This window comes from Bradyrhizobium sp. S3.2.6 (assembly GCF_040546885.1).
GTDB classification, from domain to species: Bacteria; Pseudomonadota; Alphaproteobacteria; order Rhizobiales; family Xanthobacteraceae; genus Bradyrhizobium; species Bradyrhizobium cytisi.
Genome location: NZ_JBEPOS010000005.1, coordinates 58071 through 78224, shown reverse-complemented (window position 1 = coordinate 78224; position 20154 = coordinate 58071). Strand labels below are relative to the sequence as shown.

The window sequence follows — 20154 nt, the reverse complement described above, 5'->3', positions numbered from 1 at the left end:
CTGAAAATGCAAAAGGCGCCTGAGCATTTCGGGCGCCTTTTGTTTTGCTCAGCTGTCTCCGCGCTGTCGCGTCAAGCGCGCGTCGCTCTAATCCAGCCCCTGTGCCGCCGGCATCTCTTGCGTCGGCAAGATCGTTGCCGGCGGCTTCGCCTGACCAATGGTGGGTGCGGCAGCCTCGGCCGGCTTTGCCTGCACGGCGGCCGTCTGCTGCGCCTGCGATGCCTGGGCCTGCTGCGCCGTCTGCTCGGCCGGCTTGGTGGCCGCGACCGGTGTCTCGACCCGCTGCGGAGCCGCCTTGGGCAGCGGAACGGCGCGGCTGGCGACATGCGGGATCGGCGCTGGCGGGCGCGGCGGGCCGCCACGGACCATGGTCGGCGGCGGCAGCGCGCTTTGCGGCCGGTAAGGTGCAGCCGAAGGCTCCTCATAGGCCGGCGCCATGCCATAGGCATCAGCCGCCGGCATGAAGCGGATAATCCGCCCGTCGCGGGCATCGATCACGAGCCGGCCGTCGTCGCCGCGACGGTCGATCACCGCGATGGTATAGACCGCGCCGCGCAGGCGCGGGATGCCGAGCGGCGAGAAGCCGTTTTCGCGCAGCACCGCGTAGACCTCGGTGGGCGGCAGCAGCGCCGGCGCCGGGCCGCGCTCCTCATAACCATAGCCGTAGCCGTAACGCGGCTGTGGCGCGGCGTCCGGTGGCCCGTAGGGTCCCTCGAAATCCGACACCGCGATCATGGCCCCGCCGGAAAGACCGCTCGCCGGAATCTGAGCTTGAGCAGCGGTTGCGGCTAGCGCCAGGGTGGCCGCGGCCACACATCCTGTGAAAAACTTCATGGTCGACACGCTCCTGTCAGGCCCCCGGATGGTCGCGCTCTTTCGCTTCTTGCGGCGTGGCGCGCCTTTCGAAGGGGCGATCCGAAGCTTCATTCGGGATTTCGGCGTCGGCAGGGCCGGATCAGGGCGCGTTTGCTTCAAAACCGGGGCCGCGCGCCATTCAGAAAGCGGCGATTGACGCTTTGGGAATCGGGACTTTCGCGCGCTTGTGTGATAGACAAAAATTTGGCAAGGTGATGTTTAGGACAGGAAGACTGTCTCAATTTTGATTGCGGTTCCGGCATAGGGATTGCAACGAAAATCGGTGCTCTCGAGCGCCGCGAAGGCACCAGGCAAAGCCGTTCTCGGGGACGAAGAACGCCTTGGCCTGAATTTAAGAAAATGCGGCTCGCAGAGGACGAGCGGTGGCCCAAAACCGGGTGCCGCGGGACGCCCAAGGTGCGCCGAAGATGGCGGTGAGGCAGCTTGCCGCATGGAGAGGACGAGGACATGAACGGGTCGCAATTCGAGCGCGCAAACATCGTGGCAGAAGAGCTGTCGGCGACGGTCGCCTCGAAAACGACCGATCCGATTCAGGAACACAATTCGCGCCCGCCGGCCGAAGGTCTCTACGATCCGAGCCTGGAGAAGGATTCCTGCGGCGTCGGCTTCATCGCCAACATCAAGGGCAAGAAGTCCCACGAGATCGTCTCGGACGCGCTCAGCATCCTGTGCAACCTCGAGCACCGCGGTGCCGTCGGCGCCGACCCGCGCGCCGGTGACGGCGCCGGCATCTTGGTGCAGATCCCGCACGCCTTCTTCAGCCGCAAGGCCAAGGAGATCGGCTTCGCGCTGCCCGCGCCCGGCGAATACGCCATCGGCGCGCTGTTCATGCCGCGCGACACCGCCTGGCGCAACGTCATCAAGAGCATTATCGCCGACCAGATCAAGGCGGAGGGCCTGACCCTGCTCGGCTGGCGCGACGTGCCGACCGACAATTCCTCGCTCGGCGTCACCGTGAAGCCGACCGAGCCCGCCTGCATGCAGGTGTTCATCGGCCGCAACGGCACCGCCAAGACCGAGGACGATTTCGAGCGCCGGCTCTACATCCTGCGCAAGTCGATCTCGCAGGCGATCTACCAGCGCCGCGACCGCGGGCTCGCAGGCTATTACCCCTGCTCGATGTCCTGCCGCACCGTGATCTACAAGGGCATGTTCCTCGCCGACCAGCTCGGCAAGTACTATCCCGATTTGCACGAGAAGGATTTCGAGAGCGCGCTCGCGCTCGTTCACCAGCGCTTCTCGACCAACACCTTCCCGGCGTGGTCGCTGGCGCATCCCTACCGCATGATCGCGCATAACGGCGAGATCAACACGCTGCGCGGCAACACCAACTGGATGGCGGCGCGCCAGGCCTCGGTGAGCTCCGAGCTGTACGGCAAGGACATCAACCGGCTGTGGCCGATCTCCTACGAAGGCCAGTCGGACACCGCCTGCTTCGATAACGCGCTCGAATTCCTGGTGCAGGGCGGCTACTCGCTGCCGCACGCCGTCATGATGATGATTCCGGAGGCGTGGGCCGGCAATCCCTTGATGGATGAGAAGCGCCGCGCCTTCTACGAATATCACGCCGCCCTGATGGAGCCGTGGGACGGCCCCGCCGCGATCGCCTTCACCGACGGCCGCCAGATCGGCGCCACGCTCGACCGCAACGGTCTGCGGCCGGCGCGGTACCTCGTGACCAAGGACGACCGTATCGTGATGGCGTCCGAAATGGGCGTGCTGACGATCCCCGAGGACCAGATCATCACCAAGTGGCGCTTGCAGCCCGGCAAGATGCTGCTGGTCGACCTCGAGCAGGGCCGCCTGATCCCCGACGACGAGATCAAGGCCGAGCTCGCCCGGAGCCATCCCTACGAGGAGTGGCTGGAGCGGACCCAGATCGTGCTGGAAGAGCTGCCGAAGGTGCCGACCACCGGCGTGCGCTCTAACCTATCGCTTTTGGATCGCCAGCAGGCGTTCGGCTACAGCCAGGAAGACATCGCCATCCTGATGACGCCGATGGCGTCCATCGGCGAGGAAGCGGCCGGCTCGATGGGCAACGACACGCCGATCTCGGCGCTGTCGGACAGGGCCAAGCCGCTGTTCACCTACTTCAAGCAGAACTTTGCGCAGGTCACCAACCCGCCGATCGACCCGATCCGCGAGGAGCTGGTGATGAGCCTGGTCTCGATCATCGGACCGCGGCCGAACCTGTTCGATCTGCAGGGCCTTGCCACCACCAAGCGCCTCGAAGCACGCCAGCCGATCCTGACCGATGCCGATCTCGAAAAGATCCGCTCGATCTCGGATGTGGCCGAGTCGCACTTCAAGTCGCGCACGCTGGACACCACCTTCCACGCCGGTCTCGGCGCGGCCGGCATGGACCAGGTGCTCGACGAGCTCTGCGCGCGCGCGGAAGCTGCGGTGCGCGAGGGCGTCAACATCATTATCCTGTCCGACCGCATGGTCGGCACTGACCGCGTGCCGATCCCGTCGCTGCTGGCCTGCGCCTCCGTGCACCACCATCTGATCCGCACCGGCCTGCGCACCTCGGTCGGCCTCGTCGTCGAGTCCGGCGAGCCGCGCGAAGTGCATCACTTCGCCTGCCTCGCGGGTTACGGCGCTGAAGCGATCAATCCCTATCTGGCTTTCGAAACCATCATCGCGATGAAGGACCGCCTGCCCGGCCCGCTCGACGACTACGAGATCGTCAAGCGCTACATCAAGTCGATCGGCAAGGGCCTGCTCAAGGTGATGTCCAAGATGGGCATCTCGACCTACCAGTCCTATTGCGGCGCGCAGATCTTCGACGCGGTCGGCCTCAAGGCGGACTTCGTCGGAAAGTTCTTCGTCGGCACGCATACCCGCGTCGAAGGCGTGGGTCTCGCCGAGATCGCGGAAGAGGCCGTGCGCCGCCATGCCGACGCGTTCGGCGAGGCGCTGGTCTACAAGACCGCGCTCGATGTCGGTGGTGAATACGCCTATCGCAGCCGCGGCGAGGATCATGCCTGGACCGCCGAGTCGGTCGGGCTGCTTCAGCATGCCGCCCGCGGCAATTCGCTGGAGCGCTATCGCGCCTTCGCAAGAATCCTCAACGAGCAGTCGGAGCGGCTGCTGACGCTGCGCGGCCTGTTCCGGATCAAGAATGCGGACGAAGAGAAGCGCAAGCCCATTCCGCTCGATCAGGTCGAGCCGGCCAAGGACATCGTCAAGCGTTTCGCCACGGGTGCGATGAGCTTCGGCTCGATCTCGCGCGAGGCGCACACGACGCTTGCGATCGCCATGAACCGGATCGGCGGCAAGTCGAACACCGGTGAAGGCGGCGAGGAAGCCGACCGCTTCAAGCCGATGCCGAACGGCGACAGTATGCGTTCGGCGATCAAGCAGGTCGCCTCCGGCCGCTTCGGCGTCACCACGGAGTATCTCGTCAACTCCGACATGATGCAGATCAAGATGGCGCAGGGCGCCAAGCCCGGCGAAGGCGGCCAGCTGCCCGGCCACAAGGTTGACGCGACCATCGCCAAGGTCCGGCATTCGACGCCGGGCGTCGGCCTGATCTCGCCGCCGCCGCACCACGACATCTACTCGATCGAGGATCTGGCGCAGCTGATCTACGACCTCAAGAACGTCAACCCGACGGGCGACGTTTCGGTCAAGCTCGTCTCCGAGATCGGCGTCGGCACCGTCGCCGCGGGCGTCGCCAAGGCGCGCGCCGACCATGTCACCATCGCGGGCTTCGAGGGCGGCACCGGCGCCTCGCCGCTGACCTCGATCAAGCATGCCGGCAGCCCGTGGGAAATCGGCCTTGCCGAAACCCACCAGACGCTGGTGCGCGAGCGGCTGCGCAGCCGCATCGTGGTCCAGGTCGACGGCGGATTCCGCACCGGTCGTGACGTCGTGATCGGCGCGCTGCTCGGTGCCGACGAGTTCGGCTTTGCCACCGCGCCGCTGATTGCGGCCGGCTGCATCATGATGCGCAAGTGCCATCTCAACACCTGCCCGGTCGGCGTCGCCACGCAAGATCCCGTCCTGCGCAAGCGCTTCACCGGCCAGCCCGAGCACGTGATCAACTACTTCTTCTTCGTCGCGGAGGAAGTCCGCGAGATCATGGCCTCGCTCGGCTTCCGGACCTTCAACGAGATGATCGGCCAGGTCCAGCTGCTCGACCAGACGAAGCTGGTCGCGCACTGGAAGGCCAAGGGCCTCGACTTCTCGAAGCTCTTCGTCAAGCAGAAGGAGGAGAAGGGCCAGAAGATCTATCACTCCGAGCGCCAGAACCATCATCTGGAAGCGGTGCTCGACCGCACGCTGATCGAGAAGGCACAGCCCTCGCTCGATCGCGGCGCGCCGGTGAAGATCGAGGCTGCGATCAACAGCACCAACCGCTCCGCCGGTGCGATGCTGTCCGGCACGGTCGCCAAGATCTACGGCCACGCCGGCCTGCCGCAGGACACCATCCATGTCAGCCTCAAGGGCACCGCGGGTCAGGCCTTCGGTGCGTGGCTCGCCAACGGCGTCACCTTCGAGCTCGAGGGTGAAGCCAACGACTATGTCGGCAAGGGCCTCTCTGGCGGCAAGATCATCGTCAAGCCGCCGGCCAACAGCAGCATCGTGCCGGAAGAGAGCATCATCGTCGGCAACACCGTGATGTACGGCGCGATTCAGGGCGAGTGCTACTTCCGCGGCGTCGCCGGCGAACGCTTTGCCGTGCGCAACTCGGGCGCGGTCGCCGTCGTCGAAGGCGCGGGCGATCATTGTTGCGAATACATGACCGGCGGCATCGTGGTCGTGCTCGGCAAGACCGGGCGCAACTTCGCGGCCGGCATGTCCGGCGGCATCGCCTATGTGCTCGACGAGACCGGCGATTTCGACAAGCTGTGCAACATGGCGATGGTCGAGCTCGAGCCGGTGCTGTCGGAAGAGCTGATTAATGCCGGCACCTACAACCACTCGGGTGACCTCGAGGCGCATGGCCGGGTCGACGTGTTCAAGAACCTGCTCGACTCCGACGTCGAGCGCCTGCACGTCCTGATCTCGCGCCATGCGAAAGCGACCGGCTCCAAGCGCGCCGCCGACATCCTTGCCAATTGGAAGGATTGGCTGCCCAAATTCCGCAAGGTGATGCCGGTCGAGTACCGGCGCGCGCTGCGCGAAATGGCGGCCAACGCGGACGCCGAGCCGAAAATCGCGATCGGGGCCTAGGAATATCAGCGCCCGTCATTGCGAGCGTAGCGAAGCAATCCAGACTTTCTCCTCGGATATAGACTGGATTGCTTCGTCGCTTCGCTCCTCGCAATGACGGTGGGGAAGCAACAAACGAATTTAAGCGGCAGGGACTTCGGGTTTAATGGGCAAGATCACGGGTTTTCTCGAAATTGAACGGCATGACCGCAAGTACACCCCGGTCGCCGAGCGCGTGAAGCATTACAACGAGTTCGTCGTTCCCTTGACCGAAAAGGAAACGCGCGACCAGGCCGCGCGCTGCATGAACTGCGGCATTCCCTATTGCCACGGCACCGGCTCGGTCGCGCCGGGCACGCCAGGCTGCCCCGTCAACAACCAGATCCCCGATTTCAACGACCTCGTCTATCAGGGCAATTGGGAAGAAGCCTCGCGCAACCTGCACTCGACCAACAATTTTCCGGAATTCACGGGACGCATTTGTCCGGCTCCATGTGAAGCCTCCTGCACGCTCAACATCGACGACAACCCCGTCACCATCAAGACCATCGAATGCGCGATCGTCGATCGTGCCTGGGACAATGGCTGGCTGAAGCCTGAAGTCGCGGCGGTGAAAACCGGCAAGAAGGTCGCCGTGATCGGCTCGGGTCCGGCCGGCATGGCCTGCGCGCAGCAGCTCGCGCGCGCCGGCCACGACGTGCACCTGTTCGAGAAGTACGCCAAGGCTGGCGGACTGCTGCGCTATGGCATTCCCGACTTCAAGATGGAGAAGGGCATCATCGACCGCCGCGTCACACAGATGGAAGGTGAAGGCGTCACCTTCCACTACAACAGCCATGTCGGCGTCGACGGCAATATCGATCCGCGCGAGATGTTGAACGAGTACGACGCCGTTGCGCTGACCGGCGGCGCAGAGGCTCCGCGCGACCTGGCGATCCCCGGCCGCGAGCTCGACGGCATTCACTACGCCATGGACTTCCTGCCGCAACAGAACCGCCGCGTCTCGGAGGAGCCGCTGAACGGCGTCACCGAGATTCTGGCGGGCGGCAAGCACGTCGTCGTCATCGGCGGCGGCGACACCGGCTCCGACTGCATCGGCACCTCGCTGCGCCAGGGCGCGCTCTCCGTGACCCAGCTCGAGATCATGCCCGCCCCGCCCGAGCGCGAGAACAAGGGCCTGACCTGGCCGAACTGGCCGCTCAAGATGCGCACGTCCTCAAGCCAGGCCGAAGGCGCGATCCGCGAATATGCCGTGCTGACGCAGAAGTTTTCCGGCGAGAACGGCAAGGTCAAGAAGCTGCATTGCGTGCGCGTCGACGACAAGTTCAAGCCGATTGGCGGCACCGAATTCGAGCTCGATGCCGAGTTGATCCTGCTCGCGATGGGCTTTGTCCATCCCGTCCACGAGGGCCTGTTGAAGCAGCTCGCGATCGATCTCGACCCGCGCGGCAACGTCAAGGCCAACACGCTCGACTACCAGACCTCGCGCCCGAACGTGTTTTCGGCGGGCGACATGCGGCGTGGGCAATCGCTGGTGGTGTGGGCGATCCGCGAAGGCCGGCTGTGTGCAAGGTCGATCGATACGTTCCTGATGGGGAAGACGGACCTGCCGCGCTAAATGAGGCGCGATTTACCGGATTAGCAATCGGTGTCATCGCCCGCGAAAGCGGGCGATTTTTTGTCTGGCCAACGCCAGACGGCAGTGATTCGGATTTGCGTCAAGCAATGTATTAGGATTTCCAGCGCTTCTTGCTTCTTGCGCGAATCGAACTCTCCCGCCAACTTCAAATTGCTTTGTTGTTTTCTGTCGCCGGGCTTGATTGGAGCGCCGGAAGGATGGCGAGCAGCAGGCCGGCAATAGGTCTCGAACCGACGTCCGGTCTATGGGGTGCTGAAGACGGTGCAAAACTATACGCCGTCCGAGGTCCTGTTGAGCATCAGGCAGGCCTTACCTCTGAGGTGACCATAGCCCTCGATTGCGATTCCAAGATCGGGTGTCGGGTGGTCGGTAGGTTTGATTTTCGGCTTCGCCTGGACGCGATGCAAGCGCCGCGCTTGCATTTCTTCCGAAAAAGGTAAGCTACCATTCGGAGGATTTGCCGGTGACAAGCGCATGCAAAAACATGCCAGCCCCCGCGGCTGGCTCGTCGCCGCAGCTGCGTTTGCAGCTATGGCGCTGATACAGCTGTTTTCTGTCCCCGGGCTTGATTGGAGCGCCGGAAGGATGGCGAGCAGCAGGCCGGCAATAGGTCTCGAACCGACGTCCGGTCTATGGGGTGCTGAAGACGGTGCAAAACTATACGCCGTCCGAGGTCCTGTTGAGCATCAGTGAGCTTCAGAGGTAGGGCGAGGCAACCGATAGCGCCCACCGAGAGAGAGCGAGATGGGGCGCCTGTTTGACAAAGTAACGGAGCGAAGTTCGCTTCGAAACGCTTGGTATCGCATTAGGGCAAATGGCGTTGATTCGCTCGCCGCCGAAACACGCGTAGCCGTGGAGATGTTCGGACGCGACGTCGATAGAAACATCTATAAAATCCAAAAGCGACTTCGTGACGGATCATTTGAATTCGATCCTCAGAAGGGAGTTCTAAAGAAAAAAGCCAACGGCGGTCGACGTGGAATCGTCATGGCCTCGGTCCAAAACAGAATCGTTGAGCGCGCATGGTTGGACTGCCTGCAGGACCGGTCAAGCTACGTGAAAGGCGTCATCAATCAACTGTCCAGCATCGGAGGCGTACCAAATCGGAGCGTCCCGCACGGCCTCAAGTTGATCCGCGACGCATTTGTTGAAGGCAAAGCGCACTACGTGAGATCAGACATTTCGGGCTTCTTCGACGGGATTCCGCGCGACAAGGTCCTAGCGAAGCTTGAATCTGAGATCGAAGATCAACGCTTTATAGAAGTACTTCGCGCCGCCACTAGGGTAGTTCTCTCAAATGAGAGCATCTTAGGAGAAAATAGGCGGCTCTTTCCGATCGATGGCCAGGGCGTTGCTCAAGGGTCACCTCTCTCGCCTCTCTTCGGCAATATTCTATTAAATGATTTTGACATCCAACTGAATGGCCGAGAGATAACCTGCGTACGATTCATCGACGACTTCGTTCTCATTGGAAGGACCGAAGCTGCGGTGTCGCAAGCGTTTCGAAGCGCCAGGAAAATACTGCTAGACTTCGGCCTTACTTGCCATGATCCATACGAGCCATCGGCCTCTCGCGAAAAGGCAGGATTTGGAAAAGTTGAAGATGGCTTTGTGTTTCTAGGCTACGATCTACGTCCGGGTCTATTCCAACCCTCGCGCCTCGCTCGCCAGAAGCTCGCCAAAAAGGTCGATGAGTGCCTCGCCGACGGACGCTCAGCCATTATTGAAGCGAAGAAACTTGGCGACAACCACCAGAATCGCCAACGATACACTCAGACGCTGACGCTGCTGGATAAGATCATCCGCGGTTGGGGCAATGCATTCTCATATGGGAATTCGATCGCCACAATAGCGGACTTGGATCAACTGATCGACCAGAGGATCGATGCGTTTAGACTATGGTTTAGCAAGCAACTTGCGGGATCAGATTGGAAGAATCGCAGAAGACTGGGTGGCGTTTGCCTACTCAGCGATATTCGCATCAAGGATCTCGACGATGTTCCATTCTCGATCGAACCGGGCAAACGATTTAGCCGGTCGCTGAACACTGCCACCGTTTCGACTGACGGCTCCATCATTTCCACAGTCAGGCGAAAGGGGAAAGATCAAGGTCCCGGTGGTTGGGCTTTCGTCGTGCACGAGACGAACGAAAGGATCGGAGGATCGGTTGCTTCGACGACGAACAATCAAATGGAGCTTCTCGCAGCAATTGAAGCAATAAAGCATATTGATTCGAAGCGGTCGATCATCATCCGGACCGATTCTCAATATGTAGCGGATGCCGCCAATGGCAAGACAATCGTCAAACAGAACACAGAGCTTTGGAAGGAATTCAACCAGCTAAAGGCGGCTCGGAAAATCAAGGTAGTTTGGGTAAAGGGGCATGCTGGCGACCCACATAACGAAGCGGCGCATCTATTAGCGGAACAGTGGGCGCGTTCGGCGAGGGACAATGCGTTGAGGCCCGCGGCTTAGCCGTAGCCCTCCGCGTTCCCCTAATTCTGCAGCCTCACCCCCAGCATCACCACCGTCCCCTGCGAGCTCGAGCCCGGCTGGTTCGAGTCCAGGATGTCGTGGCGCAGCGTGCCCTTGATCCAGACATTGCGGTTGAGCTTGTAGATCAGGTTGCCTTCGATCGAGTAGGTCTTGTCGTTGCGGTTCTGGCCCTGATAGTCGTAGGTGCCGTAGGTGAACTTGCCGATCGCGGTGAGCCAGCGGCGGAAGTCATGATCCACCTCGGCAGCATAGGTGTGCACCAGCACGCCGGAGGAGCCGGGGATCGTGGTTTCCGCGATCTGCGTGTCGGTGTTGAATTTCACCGTGGTCAGGCCGCTCGCGTTCCAGATCAGCGAGCCCGAGGTCAGGAAACCCGAGAGCTGGCTCAGCCGCGGGTCGACATAGTTGCGCGCGGAGTAGCCGACCGAGATCTCGCCGGTAAGGATGCGCGAGAATTCAAAGGACGAGCCGACCTTGGCATAGCCGCCGTTTGAATCGCGCAAGTATCCGTTGCGATCGGCGGCCTGATCGTGCACGCGGTTGTCGCCTTCGATCTCGACGAACGGCTTGAGGCCCGGCTTGAGCTCATAGGAGAAACGCCCGACGCCGCCATACTGGTTGAAATCGCGATCGTCGTTGCTGAAGGTCGAGCCGTCGGTGAGCTTGGAATCGGTATAGGCGGTGCGGTCGATCGTGGCGCCGGCCGCGACCTGGAAGCGGTTAAACGTCTGGTCGAAGCCGAAGGTGCCGCCATAGGTGGCGTAAACGGGATATTTCTGCAGGCCGGCCTGCACGTTCGGGCTGCCGGGATTGTCGGTGGCGAGGCGCAGGCGCAGCTGCGAGGTCAGCTTGAGATCGCGGTCGACGTCGAAACGGCCGTCGACATGGCCAGTGAAATCGGGACGGTTGATTTCGACCGGCGACGGCGAGGCAAGTCCGTCGATCGTCGCCGGCATGTTGTTGGTGTAGCCCGAGAACGAGCCGCGCAGATCTGCGACCAGCGCGTGGCGTTCCCAGTCGGACATGACGAGAAGATCGGGCGCGACGACGTAGACCGGGGAGCCGACCGGCTTCTGCAGGCGCGCAGGATTGGTGTCGTATCCGGTGGAAAGCTCGAGGCCGCCCTTGATCAGGAAGCTGCCGGCGTAATCGCCGACCGCGCCGAACGCATCGTCGTCGATCTTGAGGCGACGGCGCTGAGGCTGACCGGGTACGGTGCCCGCCATCGCCGGCGGCACCGGCGTCTTGTTCGCGGTCTCCGACGGCGGTGGCGCAATGCGCGGTGCGCCGAGAGGGGACCGTGTCGGTGTTATGGACGGCACCGGCGAGCCCGGACCTGTGGGCTTCTTCGGCTTCGGCTGGCCCGGATAGAGTCTTGGCTGCTGGCGCTTGCGGTTGAGCGAGTCGTAGCCGGAGCTGCTCGCGCCGTTGGCTGCGGGCAGGCCATAGGTCGGGACCTGACCGATACGCGACGGCGCAGGCCTCTCGCGGCTCTTGCGCGGATCGTCGTTGGGATCCGGCGGCGCCGGGATCGCATCCGATGGCGCCTGCGGGACAGCGGCCGTGCGGCGCGTCGGCAGGGTGTCGGGCGCGACGAAGCCGCCGCGATTGGGATTGAACAGGTCGGGCGTCAGGCTCTGGGCGGCCGCCGGGCCGGCTTCCAGTGCGGTCAGCAGCAGGCATGGCAAAGCGGCGCGAAAGACGTACGCGCGACTGCTCCGGCCCCGACCTGGAGGCGACCCCACGATGGAATAACTCCAACGAAATCAGATACTTCTTCGATGACCAGCCGCGAACAGGCGGGAACCATCGTTAATGGAGTTAAAACAATTATGGTTAATGACCGGTTGAGGGCGTTGGAGCCCGCGTCGCCTCATCCGCGCGGGCGTGCTAAGGAGGCGGCAGTCGCCTTACCCTCTCTGGATAGATGCATGCCGAGCTCGAAACCGCTGATGACCCCATCATCCGGCCCCACCCCGACAAGCGTCGAATCGGCGCTCCGCACGCTGGAGACCGAAAGCGGCGGCATCAACGCGCTCGCGACCGCCCTGCGCGGTCCGCTGGGAGAGGCGTTCGCTAGGGCTGTCGACCTGATCCGCAACGCCAAGGGCCGTGTCATCGTCACCGGGCTCGGCAAGTCCGGCCACATGGCGCGCAAGATCGCAGCGACCCTGGCCTCAACAGGCACGCCGGCGTTCTTCGTTCACACCGCTGAAGCCGCCCATGGCGATCTCGGCATGATCACCACCGACGACGTCATCATGGCGCTGTCCTGGTCCGGCGAGCAGCCGGAGATGAAGACGCTGGTGAACTATTCGGCGCGGTTCGCGATCCCGATGATCGCGGTGACGTCGAACGCGGCCTCCTCGCTGGGCCAGGCCGCCGACATCGTGATCGAGCTGCCGAAGGCGCGCGAGGCCTGCCCGCACAATCTGGCGCCGACCACCTCGACCATGATGCAGGTCGCGATCGGCGATGCCATTGCGATTGCGCTGCTCGAAGGGCGCGGCTTCACCGCGCTGGAATTCGCCCACTTCCATCCCGGCGGCAAGCTGGGCGCGATGCTGAAATTCGTCCGCGACTACATGCGCACCGGTGCGGAGATCCCGGTGAAGCCTGAAGGCACCAAGATGTCGGACGCAGTGATGGAGATGTCCGCCAAGGGGCTCGGCTGCGTCTGCATCGTCAACGCCGCCAACGAGGCCGTCGGCATCATCACCGACGGCGATCTGCGCCGTCACATGCGGCCGGATCTGCTGACGGCGTCGGTCGACGACATCATGACCAGGCAGCCGAAGACAGTGCCGCCCTCCATGCTCGCGACCGAGATGATCGAGGTGCTGAACACCCGCAAGATCACGACGCTGGTCGTGACCGAGGCGGACCAGGTGGTCGGCATCGTGCATCTGCACGATCTGCTGCGCGCGGGCGTGGCGTAGCGCGCCCTTCGCTACGCCGGAAACCGCGCCGCCTTCTCCTCCAGCGGCAATCGCAGCCCGTTCGCCAGATACGACACCGTGCGGTAAAAGCCGCACAGCAGCATGACCTCCAGAATCTGGGCCTCGTCGTAATGCGCCGACAGTCCAGCAAACTCCGCGTCGGTGAACGTCGCGCGGTGATGCAGCGCGTCCACCGCCGCGATCAGACCCTGCTCGGCCGGCGACCAGCAGGGTGAGTTCGCATCGCCCTCGACAGTTGCGCGTACCTCATCCTCGGTGAGCTTCGCTGCGCCGGCGAAGATCGCGACATGGACGCCCCATTCATATTCGCAACGGTTGAGCGCACAGGTGCGATCGATGACGATCTCGCGCTGGCGCAGCGACAGCGGACCGGGATCGAGCAGGCCGGCGGCGCGAAACTTGTCCCAGGCGCGGGTGTGCGCCGCCATGACCCGGAACAGCACCAGCGGCGGCGCGCCGCGCATGATGCGATCGAACTGCGCCTGGATCTCCGGGGGATAAGGCGGCGCGAGCGGAGCGATACGCGGCGTCGGGGATGACATGGCCGTCCTCCTTGCTACACTTACTGTAGCAATACGCTACATTATCCGTAGCAAGACGCAAGAGGGGGCGCGATGGCAAAACAACCAGCATCAGGGGCGCGCCGCGTGCGTGGCTCGCGCAGCGGGCGGCCGATCATGGCGCTGCTCGATCTGCTCGGCCGGCGCTGGAGCCTGCGGATCCTGTGGGAGCTGCGCGAGGATCCCCTCACCTCGCGCGCGCTTCGCGCCGCCTGCGACGAGGCTTCGCCGACGGTGCTGCAGGCGCGACTGACGGAGTTGCGCGAGGCGGGGTTCGTCGAGCTGGGCGATGGCGGCGGCTATGGCCTGACGGCGCTCGGGCGGGATCTGTGCGAGACATTCATGCCGCTACACAGGTTTGCGGAGAGGTGGCACAGTAAGACCGGTGCCTAGGTCTGGCAATCCAGCCTCAACAAGCTCGTCATTGCGGTGGATTACGCCGCTGCCACCGTCAGATTGGCGCCGTCCACCTGCACCACCTTCACCCGCGTTCCCGCCGGTGTGTCCGGGCCTGCCACGCGCCACACCGTGTCGCCGATGCGCATGGTGCCGTTGCCGTCGATGATCGGCTTCTCCAGCGTGAACTCGCGGCCCAGCAGCGCCTCGCTGCGCTTGTTGAGGAAGGGGCTTGCGCTTGCCTCCGGCTTCGGCCGGGCGAGCCGGCGCCACACCGGCACGGCAGCGGCCGCGAACACCGCGAACATCACGAGCTGGATTTGCCAGGAGATAACGACAGCGAACGAGATCAGGCCGACCAGCAACGCCGCAAGTCCGAGCCAGAACAGGAACACGCCCGGCGCGATCACTTCCAGCGCCATCAGGATGAAGCCGAAGATCAGCCAGTTCCAGGTGCCGAGCGATACGAACATGTCGGTCATGACACGACCTCTAAAAATTGGCGCATGACCTTATGGGAAGGCCATGCACTGATCCTATCCCTGCCGCGGCGGCACGGCCGGCGGCGTAGGAGCGGAGGATGGCACCGAGCCGCCGCGACGGGCGGCAGCGGCAGCGGATACGGCACTTTCGCCAAACGTCGCCTTGGCGATCTCGCCGATGCCGGCGAGCGAGCCCAGCATGCCCATCGCCTCGACCGGCAGCATGATGACCTTCTGGTTCGGCGACTCCGCCAGCTGGCCGAACGCCTTGATGTACTTGTCGGCGATAAAGTAGTTCAACGCCGCCACGTCGCCCTTGGCGATGGCCTCGCTGACCATTTGCGTGGCCTTGGCCTCGGCTTCCGCCGATCGCTCGCGCGCTTCGGCGTCGCGGAAGGCGGCCTCGCGGCGGCCTTCGGCTTGCAGGATCTGCCCCTGCTTGGCGCCCTCGGCGCGCAGGATCTCGGACTGGCGCGCACCTTCGGCCTGAAGGATGTCGGCGCGCTTGACACGCTCGGCCTTCATCTGCCGGCCCATCGCTTCGACGAGGTCGGCGGGCGGCACGATATCCTTGATCTCGATGCGATTGACCTTGAGGCCCCAAGGCGAGACCGCGGCATCGACGACGCGCAGCAGGCGCTCGTTGATCTCGTCACGGTGCGACAGCACCTGATCGAGATCCATCGAGCCCATCACCGATCGGATGTTGGTCATGGTCAGCACAATGATCGCCTGCTCGAGGTTGGAGACCTCGTAGCTCGCCTTCGCGGCATCGAACACCTGGAAGAAGGCGACGCCGTCCACCGTCACGGTGGCGTTGTCCTTGGTGATGACCTCCTGCTCGGGAATGTTGATCACCTGCTCCATCATGTTGATCTTGCGCCCGACACGGTCGAAATAGGGCACGATCAGATTGAGCCCGGGGCTCAGCGTCTGGGTGTATTTGCCGAACCGCTCGATGGTCCAGTCATAGCCCTGCGGCACCGTCTTCACGCCGGCGATCAGCGTGACGATGACGAGCAACACCAGAACAATCGCGAAAATATCGAAACCGCTCATATTTCCTCCAAGGCGGGAAAGCCCTTTCCCGTGCTGCCATTGGTCGGGACCAGGACCCTACCGGTTCAGCGGTCGCCTTTCACGTCGGCATCCACGCCATTCTGCACAAGATGCACGGAGAGGGAACGGTCACGGTTATGTATTTGCGGTCTGGCCTTGAAAGCTCGGAGGCGCAGACCTAGCGGCAAATGTTAAGGATTTGCACCGCTACTCGATGACATCGTTCGCGGTTGCGAGCAGGCTTGGAGGCAGCGTGACACCAATCGCCTTGGCCGTCTTCAGGTTGATCGCCAATTCGAACTTGGTGGGATTCTGGACCGGTAGGTCGGCCGCCTGCGCGCCTCTGAGGATGCGGTCAATATAGCTGGCGGCGCGGCGAAGCTGCTCGGCACTGTCGGTGCTATAAGCCATCAGCCCGCCTTCATCGACGAAGATGCGGCTCCAGAACATTGCCGGCGCCCGCGCTTGCGCAATGGCCGCGAGCAGAGGCGCGCGATTGGCCATGGTGAAGAAGTCGGGCAGCACCAGGAAACCGCCATCTCTGTGCGAGGCCAGCGCGGCAAGCGAGGCTGCGTCGTGGACCGGCGCGGGCTCGACTGTCACATAAAGAGTGCGTCCGGCCTGCTCGATCGTGTGCAACATGAGGCCGGCGAAAGGCGCAGTCGCGGGATTGTAGACGACAAAGACGCGGGACATCCTTGGCTGGATCTGCGTCAGCAGGTCCAGCCACTTGCCGGCGAGCGGGCCGTCATAATCGGTGAAGCCGGTGATGTTGCCGCCGGGATGGGCGAGGTTTTTGACAAAGCCCTGGCTGACAGGGTCGGTGATCACGGCGAAGACGATCGGCGCCGCCGTACGCTTCTGCAGCTCCTCGACCGAGGGCGTACCGATCGCGAACAAGACATCTGGCTTGAGCGCGACCAGCTCCTCTGCGAACTTCGCGGTCCGCTGCCTGTCACCGTCGCCGCTGCGCCAGTCGATTTGCAGATTGGCCGTTTCCTTCCAGCCATGCGCGGCCAGCGCCTCGGCAAGGGGAGCCTGCCCGATCACGTCATCTTCGGTGACGGTGAGCACGCCGAGCCGTCGCATCGTCGTCGGCTGCTGCGCCAGAGCGGAGGGCGCCAACGCGGTGATCGCCCCAAGAAGCGCCAGACATTCGCGGCGGTTCATGGAGCTGTCCTCATATCCAGCCTTGCAGCTCGCGCAGCACCAGCGTGCGGATCACATCCATGCCGGGATCGCTGTCGTTGAGGCAGGGGATCGCCGAGAACTGCTCGCCACCATTGTGCTTGAATATCTCGGCGTTCTCCTGCGCAATCTCCTCCAGCGTCTCGAGACAGTCGGCGGAGAAGCCCGGTGTCACTACGGCGATGCGGCGCACACCTTCCTTGGCGAGACGCTCCATCGTCTTGTCGGTGTAGGGCTGCAGCCACTCGTCATTGCCAAAGCGCGACTGGAAGGTCAGCAGCAGACTTGTTTCGTCCATGCCGAGCCGGCGGCGCAGCGCCGCGGTCGTGGCGATGCAGTGGCTCTGATATGGATCGCCCTTGTCGACATAGGATTTCGGCATGCCGTGGAAGGAGGCGACGATCAGCTCGGGCTTGAACGGCAGTGTCGCCAGATGCGTCTCGATCGAGATTGCGAGCGCCTCGATATAGGCCTCGTCCTCGTAATAAGGCGGCGTCACCCGCAGCGTCGGCTGATTGCGCAGGCGGGCGAGCACGCGGAACACCTCGTCGCAGACGGTCGCCGAGGTCGAGGCGGAATATTGCGGATAAAGCGGCACGGCGAGGATGCGATCGCAGCCCTTCGCGATCAGCGCATCGATGCCCGCCTTGATCGAGGGATTGCCGTAGCGCATCGCCCAATCCATCACTAGATGGGCGCGGTCCGACAACGCGGCGGCGAGCTTGTCGGCTTGCGACCGCGTAATAGTCTTCAGCGGCGATTCATTGCGCTCGTTATTCCAGATCTTCCGGTAGTCGAGCGCCTTGGTGCGTGGACGGCTTCGCAGGATGATGCCGTTCAGCACCAGCTGCCAGATCAGGCCCTGGTCCTCGATGACGCGGGCGTCCGAGAGAAATTCCTTGAGATAGACCCGCACGCCCGGGGCATCGGCGGTATCGGGCGTGCCAAGATTGACCAGCAGCACGCCGACGCGCGGCTGGGCCGGTGCTGCGGCCGGTTTCGCGGTCTCATTGGGAACGGTGGCCGTCATGGTCAGTTGCGTCGCGCGTTGCTCCGAACTTGTCAAGATGAGCCCGGTTTCGCTAGGGTCCCACGAGCGGGGGAGGGAAGATGACACTCGCAGAATGGTGCGTTCTCGGAGCGCTGCTGCTCTATCTCTTGACGATCGGCTCGATCAAATGGATCCGGTTTCGCGGCTTCGACAATTCCCGGCCGCGCGATCCCGCCTTCTATGAGGACGCCATCGCGCAGCGCGCGCTGGGCGCGCACCAGAACGGGATCGAGACGTTCCCGTTCTTCGCCTTTGCCGTCCTGCTCGCCGAATTCCGGAACTCGCCGCAGCGCCTGATCGACGAGCTCGCGGTGCTGTTCCTGATCGTGCGGATCGCCTATGTCCTGACCTATCTCGGCAACCGCCCGACGCTGCGCTCCATCCTCTGGAGCATCGGCTTTGCACTCAACCTCGGGATTTTCTTGATGCCGATGCTAAAGCGGTTTTTGCCGGCGTGAGCACCCGTGTCCCGCACGGCCCAGCACTTGCGCCGCGTCCGGGGCACGAGAGTTTGGCTTAAAAACAAGTTGTCCGTTCGGCCGCGATGTAGCCGAATAACAGTCCCGCGCCAAACAGCAGCACGAGGGCGGCGGCGCCGAACTCGATGCCGCGCATGAAGAGGGCGCCGCCGCCGTCGCGGACTCCGCTCAGGCGGCCGGCGATGTCCTTGGCGGACACGGCAATCACCGCAATGGCCGCGACCGTGATCGCGGTACCCAGGCCCATCAGGAAGGTCGCGGCGATGCCGGCCCAGAACAGGCCCTGGGCGAGCGCGAACACCAGCACCAGGATCGCGCCCGAGCAGGGGCGGATGCCGACGGTTAGGATCGCAGCAAAGCCGCGCCGCCAGCCACCGGGGCCGGCCAGTTCGCTCGGGGTGGGCCCATGGGAATGGCCGCATTGCTCGTCGTGAACGTGGTCGTGCGCTTGATGGGCATGACCGTGGTGATCGTGATCATGTCCATGATCGTGGTCATGATGATCATGCGCATCATGATGATGGTGATGGCCGTGATCATGATGGTCGTGCGGCATGCCCGCGATCGCCGGCACCGGCTGCGTCACCTGGAGCGCGCTGATGAACGTGCGGCCCTTGACCCAGACCAGCCGCAGGCCGAACAGCGCGATCAGGCCATAGCTCGCGATCTCAATCGCGCCCTCCGCCTTGCACATGGTCTTGGCCGTCGCATTCAGGATCCAGGCCGAGATGCCGACGATCAGGATCGCGACCAGCGACTGCATCAGCGCCGAGGCAAACGACAGCGCGATGCCGCGCCGCGCGGTCTCGCGATTGGCGACGAGATAGGAGGCGATCACCGCCTTGCCGTGGCCGGGGCCGGCGGCGTGGAAGATGCCGTAGGCAAAGGAGATGAAGAGCAGCGTCCACACAGCCGAGCCGTCGGTCTTCGCGGCGCGGATGGTCGAGGACATCTGGCGATAGAATTCCGACTGCTTTGCCAGCAGCCAGCCGATGAGGCCGCTGGCCTCGGGCTCGGCCGCCTGCGTCGACTTCGGCGCGCCGAACGGATTTTGCGCCAGGACATCATGGAGCGCGGCATCGGCCACGCCGACGACGAGGAGAACAGCGGCGCAGGCGACGAGCCCGCGACCAAGATCCGAGAGATGCGGTTTCAAGGGCAATCCACCGTGATCTTGTTGGCGAACATCATGCCGAAATTGGCGTTCGGTCCGTCCATGAAAGTCTGCTCATTGAGCTTCTGCGCAGTCGCGGTGCCGTCGCTGGGACGATCGAGCTTCATCTCACAGCCCGCGGGCGCACCGACCAGCCTGACCGGGTTGTCCTTGGCCATCTGGAAGTCGATGAAGAAGGATCGGTCGAACACTTCCAGCATCAGTTGCTTCGGCTTGAGCGGCGTCTTCAGCGGCAAGGTGAAGTGCAGGGTCAGCACCGTGTCCTTGTAGTCGAGATAATAGTCGACCGGCTCCTGGAATCGCTCCTTCTTGCCGTCGGCTCGCGCGAAGGTGAAGTAAGCATATTCCTTCAGCGACTCGACATTGGTCTGCGCCAGCGGCCCAAGCTCCTCGCGCGTATAGGCCCCTTTCTTCTTGGCCTCGAGCCCCTGCACCGCATAGGCCGAGAACATGTCGTCAAAGGTCCAGGCGTGGCGCACGCCGGTGATGCTGCCGTCCGCGGCGTAGAGCAATTCGCTGGTCGCGGTGATCCAGACATGCGGATGCGCGCGCGCCGCACCTGCCGCAAAGGTCATCGCGGCGGCGAGCAGCAGTCCGAACAGGCGGCGCATCGGAAGTATCCAAACCGGCAGGA

Annotated in this window: 15 protein-coding genes; 6 read left to right on the top strand and 9 right to left on the bottom strand. The window is 63.5% G+C overall.

The features are described 5' to 3' along the window. Positions 1 to 87: 87 nt before the first annotated feature. The gene (locus tag ABID58_RS12585; RefSeq protein WP_354032862.1) at positions 88 to 834 is read right to left on the bottom strand and encodes a hypothetical protein; all 747 of its coding nucleotides are present in this window, start codon (positions 832 to 834) and stop codon (positions 88 to 90) included. Positions 835 to 1323: 489 nt separating this feature from the next. On the opposite strand from ABID58_RS12585, the gene gltB reads away from it, so the two are divergent. From gltB to ABID58_RS12570, 3 genes are all read left to right on the top strand, one after another. Next, entirely contained in the window at positions 1324 to 6057 is a 4734-nt protein-coding gene (gene gltB / locus ABID58_RS12580; RefSeq protein ID WP_354032861.1) for a glutamate synthase large subunit, read from the top strand. Between the two features lie 145 nt (positions 6058 to 6202). After that, complete coding sequence (locus ABID58_RS12575; RefSeq protein ID WP_354032860.1) at positions 6203 to 7654, top strand: glutamate synthase subunit beta; 1452 nt, start codon at positions 6203 to 6205, stop codon at positions 7652 to 7654. Positions 7655 to 8419: 765 nt separating this feature from the next. After that, the gene (locus tag ABID58_RS12570) at positions 8420 to 10150 is read left to right on the top strand and encodes an RNase H family protein (RefSeq protein WP_354032859.1); all 1731 of its coding nucleotides are present in this window, start codon (positions 8420 to 8422) and stop codon (positions 10148 to 10150) included. A gap of 20 nt (positions 10151 to 10170) precedes the next feature. Here the strand turns inward: ABID58_RS12570 and ABID58_RS12565 are convergent, their stop codons facing one another. After that, positions 10171 to 11916 carry an outer membrane beta-barrel protein gene (locus ABID58_RS12565; RefSeq protein WP_354032858.1) on the bottom strand — a complete coding sequence of 582 codons (1746 nt, stop codon included), beginning with the start codon at positions 11914 to 11916 and terminating at the stop codon, positions 10171 to 10173. Positions 11917 to 12102: 186 nt separating this feature from the next. Between ABID58_RS12565 and ABID58_RS12560 the strand changes: the two genes are divergently transcribed. After that, a complete protein-coding gene (locus ABID58_RS12560) occupies positions 12103 to 13110 on the top strand; it encodes a KpsF/GutQ family sugar-phosphate isomerase (RefSeq protein ID WP_354032857.1) in 1008 nt (335 codons plus the stop codon). Between the two features lie 11 nt (positions 13111 to 13121). On the opposite strand, the gene ABID58_RS12555 is transcribed toward ABID58_RS12560, so the two are convergent. Then, the gene (locus tag ABID58_RS12555) at positions 13122 to 13673 is read right to left on the bottom strand and encodes a carboxymuconolactone decarboxylase family protein (protein WP_354032856.1); all 552 of its coding nucleotides are present in this window, start codon (positions 13671 to 13673) and stop codon (positions 13122 to 13124) included. Between the two features lie 72 nt (positions 13674 to 13745). Here ABID58_RS12555 and ABID58_RS12550 point away from each other — a divergent pair, with 72 nt between their 5' ends. Continuing rightward, positions 13746 to 14084, top strand: coding sequence for a winged helix-turn-helix transcriptional regulator (locus tag ABID58_RS12550; RefSeq protein ID WP_148751781.1), 339 nt, complete (start codon positions 13746 to 13748; stop codon positions 14082 to 14084). A gap of 41 nt (positions 14085 to 14125) precedes the next feature. Here the strand turns inward: ABID58_RS12550 and ABID58_RS12545 are convergent, their stop codons facing one another. The 4 genes from ABID58_RS12545 to hemH all read right to left on the bottom strand — a co-directional run bounded on the left by ABID58_RS12545 (position 14126) and on the right by hemH (position 17846). Further along, positions 14126 to 14569 carry an NfeD family protein gene (locus ABID58_RS12545; RefSeq protein WP_148751780.1) on the bottom strand — a complete coding sequence of 148 codons (444 nt, stop codon included), beginning with the start codon at positions 14567 to 14569 and terminating at the stop codon, positions 14126 to 14128. A 54-nt stretch (positions 14570 to 14623) separates the two neighbouring features. Then, the gene (locus ABID58_RS12540; RefSeq protein ID WP_148751779.1) at positions 14624 to 15628 is read right to left on the bottom strand and encodes an SPFH domain-containing protein; all 1005 of its coding nucleotides are present in this window, start codon (positions 15626 to 15628) and stop codon (positions 14624 to 14626) included. A 207-nt stretch (positions 15629 to 15835) separates the two neighbouring features. Next, entirely contained in the window at positions 15836 to 16798 is a 963-nt protein-coding gene (locus tag ABID58_RS12535; RefSeq protein ID WP_354032855.1) for an ABC transporter substrate-binding protein, read from the bottom strand. Positions 16799 to 16808: 10 nt separating this feature from the next. Continuing rightward, a complete protein-coding gene (gene hemH / locus ABID58_RS12530) occupies positions 16809 to 17846 on the bottom strand; it encodes a ferrochelatase (protein WP_354032854.1) in 1038 nt (345 codons plus the stop codon). A gap of 80 nt (positions 17847 to 17926) precedes the next feature. On the opposite strand from hemH, the gene ABID58_RS12525 reads away from it, so the two are divergent. After that, positions 17927 to 18325 (top strand): MAPEG family protein, encoded by a 399-nt coding sequence (locus ABID58_RS12525; protein WP_354032853.1) that lies wholly within the window; start codon positions 17927 to 17929, stop codon positions 18323 to 18325. A gap of 58 nt (positions 18326 to 18383) precedes the next feature. Here ABID58_RS12525 and ABID58_RS12520 read toward each other — a convergent pair whose 3' ends face one another. Both ABID58_RS12520 and ABID58_RS12515 read right to left on the bottom strand, forming a co-directional pair. Continuing rightward, entirely contained in the window at positions 18384 to 19502 is a 1119-nt protein-coding gene (locus ABID58_RS12520) for a nickel/cobalt transporter (protein WP_354032852.1), read from the bottom strand. Continuing rightward, positions 19499 to 20131 (bottom strand): DUF1007 family protein, encoded by a 633-nt coding sequence (locus ABID58_RS12515; RefSeq protein WP_187434910.1) that lies wholly within the window; start codon positions 20129 to 20131, stop codon positions 19499 to 19501. Before ABID58_RS12515 ends, ABID58_RS12520 begins: the two co-directional genes overlap by 4 nt. Positions 20132 to 20154 lie beyond the last annotated feature (23 nt).